This window comes from Arthrobacter sp. GCM10027362 (assembly GCF_042679445.1).
Classification (GTDB): domain Bacteria; phylum Actinomycetota; class Actinomycetes; order Actinomycetales; family Micrococcaceae; genus Crystallibacter.
The window spans coordinates 1-2,308 of record NZ_JBHTML010000325.1 but is presented as its reverse complement, the minus strand read 5'-3'; the positions used below and the strand labels follow the sequence as shown (position 1 = coordinate 2,308).

Here is a 2,308-nt window from a genome sequence, read left to right as displayed (position 1 = left end):
AGCGCCCCGGCATGCCAGCGTCCGGCGGTGAGTACCGCCGTCGGCCGCACCCCGCGGCGGGCCAGGAAGGCTCCGGCGTACAGGGCGTCCCCGCCGTTGTTGCCGCTGCCAGCCAGCACCGCCACCTTGGCGCCGTAGGCCTTGCCGCGGCGCTGGACAAGTTCGCGCACCACGGCGTTGGCCAGCCCGTGCGCGGCCCGCTGCATCAGCTCCGGCCCCCGGCCTGCCGCCAGCAGGGGCGCCTCGGCGGCGCGGATCTGCGTTCCGGTCCAGGCCTTGATCATGGGGTCCTTTCGGGTTGCCGCGGTGGCCGGGGCTGACGGCAGACATGCCGGGACGGGACATTTGCCGCCCGCTTTCCCGCCGCGGGGAGCATCTGCTGAGCAATTTTTGCAGTTGGGGGGGTTAGCGGCGGCGGAGGATGGCGGCGGACGTGGCCGGCAGATGCACCCCTTCGTCCTGCAGCCGGATCCCGTCGTCGGTGGCCAGCAGGATTTCGCCGACCCCGGGCCCCAGATTCTGCGGGCCGCCCCCGAAGTTGAACACCACGGTGACGGCGCCGCGGTGCAGGGCCAGCCAGCGTGCGTCCTCGTCGAAATCCACCGTGGTGGCCGCGAAGTCCGGGTCGGTCAGTTCCGGGGTCTTGCGGCGCAGCGCAATCAGCTCCCGGTACAGCTGCAGCAGCCGGGCGTGGTCGCCGCGGCCGGCCTCGTCCCAGTCCAGCTTGGAGCGGGTGAAGGTGGCCGGGTCCTGCGGGTTGGGCACCGTGGCCGGGTCCCAACCCATGCGCTCGAATTCCTTCAGCCGCCCCCTGGCCGTGGCCTCGCCAAGCTCGGGCTCGGGGTGGGAGGTGAAGAACTGCCAGGGCGTCGTAGCCCCGTATTCCTCGCCCATGAACAGCATGGGGGTGAACGGGGAAGCCAGGTTCAGCACGGCGGCCACCGCCAGCGACCCGTAGTCCAGGTGGGCGGTGATCCGGTCCCCGGCCGCCCGGTTGCCGACCTGGTCGTGGTTCTGCGTGCACACCACCAGCTGGTGCGTGCCCACGCGCGCAGGGTTGATGGGCCGGCCGTGGTGCCGGCCGCGGAAGGAGGAGTAGCTGCCGTCGTGGAAGAAGCCGCCGGAGAGGACCTTGGCCAGCGCCGCCAGCGAGTTGAAGTCCTCGTAGTAGCCCTGGGTTTCGCCGGTGAGGTTTACGTGCACGGCGTGGTGGAAGTCATCGCTCCACTGCCCGGCCAGCCCGTAGCCGTTGACCGTGCGGGATTCAATCAGCCGCGGGTTGTTCAGGTCCGACTCGGCGACCAGGAACAGCGGCTTGCCCAGCTCGGCGGCGCAGGCGTCCGTGGCGGTGGCCAGTTCCTCGAGCAGGTGGATGGCACGTTCGTCCCGGAAGGCGTGGACGGCGTCCAGGCGCAGCCCGTCCACGTGGTAGTCGCGGAACCACATCAGGGCGTTGTCCACGATGTACCGGCGGACCTGGTCCGAGCCGGGCCCGTCCAGGTTCACGCTGTCCCCCCAGGTGTTCGCGTCCCCCTGTTTCAGGTAGGGGCCGAACTGCGGCAGGTAGTTGCCGCTGGGACCCAGGTGGTTGTACACCACGTCCTGGATGACGCCGAGCCCGTGCCGGTGCGCGGCGTCCACGAAGCGCTGGTACGCCGCCGGCCCGCCGTAGTCCTCCTGCACCGCGTACCAAAGCACGCCGTCGTAGCCCCAGTTGTGGGTGCCGTTGAAGGCGTTGACCGGCAGCAGCTCGATGAAGTCGACGCCGAGGCCGGCCAGGTAGTCCAGCCGCCCGGCGGCGGCGTCCAGCGTCCCCTCCGGAGTGAAGGTGCCCACATGCAGTTCGTAGATGGCCCCGCCCTGCAGCCCCGGCGAGCGCCAGCCGGCATCCTGCCAGGTGTGTCCGGACGGATCGAAGGTGCGCGAGAGCTTGTGCACGCCTGCCGGCTGGCGGCGTGAGCGCGGATCCGGCAGCGGCGCGCCGCCGTCGAGGCTGTAGCCGTAATCCAGCTCCCCCGCCGGCAGCTGTGCGGCGGCACCGGCGGAGAGCCGCCACCAGCCCTGTTCCGCCCGTTCCATCGGCAGGGCGGCGGCGTCCGGGCCGACCACCAGGTCCACGCGTTCCGCCTCCGGCGCCCAGACGGTGAAGTTGGTGAAGTCCGTGCTCATGCTTCCTCCCTGACCAGCAGCGCCACCGGCAGCTGCGCGAAGACCTCGGACACCGCCGGCGGGCCGGCGGCGAAGGCCTGCCCGGTCAGTTCGTCCCGCCAGCTGCCCGCCGGCAGCACGACGGCGGTGTCCCGCCAGC

Annotated in this window: 2 protein-coding genes; both read right to left on the bottom strand. The window is 71.5% G+C overall.

From position 1 onward, the window contains the following. On the bottom strand, nucleotides 1–284 hold a 284-nt coding region (locus ACFQ36_RS22245; RefSeq protein WP_377017670.1), incomplete at its 3' end, for an NAD(P)H-hydrate epimerase. Between the two features lie 121 nt (nucleotides 285–405). Next, nucleotides 406–2,169 carry a malto-oligosyltrehalose trehalohydrolase gene (gene treZ / locus ACFQ36_RS22240; RefSeq protein ID WP_377017668.1) on the bottom strand — a complete coding sequence of 588 codons (1,764 nt, stop codon included), beginning with the start codon at nucleotides 2,167–2,169 and terminating at the stop codon, nucleotides 406–408. Nucleotides 2,170–2,308: the final 139 nt, after the last annotated feature.

Excerpts from the sequence above, each read along its gene's own strand:
- treZ (WP_377017668.1), bottom strand. The coding sequence starts at position 2,169 with ATGAGCACGGACTTCACCAACTTCACCGTCTGGGCGCCGGAGGCGGAA.